This window comes from Pseudomonas sp. 2822-15, from assembly GCF_002742515.1.
In the GTDB taxonomy this organism is placed as follows: Bacteria; Pseudomonadota; Gammaproteobacteria; order Pseudomonadales; family Pseudomonadaceae; genus Aquipseudomonas; species Aquipseudomonas salomonii.
In genome coordinates this window covers 1-229 of the sequence record NZ_LJRY01000301.1, presented here as the reverse complement: position 1 = coordinate 229, position 229 = coordinate 1, and the positions used below count along the sequence as shown (strand labels likewise).

Sequence of the window (229 nt, the reverse complement as noted above, 5' to 3'; positions counted from 1 at the left end):
TCCTAAAGCAAGACCAAATCCTAACTTTGAACTGCGATTTAACTGTAGAGCCTTTGATGTAACAGTTGATAAACACGGCAATGCTGAAGGTGTTAAGTACTTTGATAAGGATAGGAATATTCAACATGTGACTGGCAGAATTGTTATCATTGCAGCCAATTATCTCGAGTCCACACATCTTATGCTCCTATCTAAATCACATCTTTTCCCAAATGGGATTGCAAATAAT

Annotated in this window: 1 pseudogene; it reads left to right on the top strand. The window is 37.1% G+C overall.

The annotated features are described in order from the left end of the window. Positions 1 to 229, top strand: a pseudogene (locus AOA59_RS32885) (hypothetical protein); the annotation flags it as partial.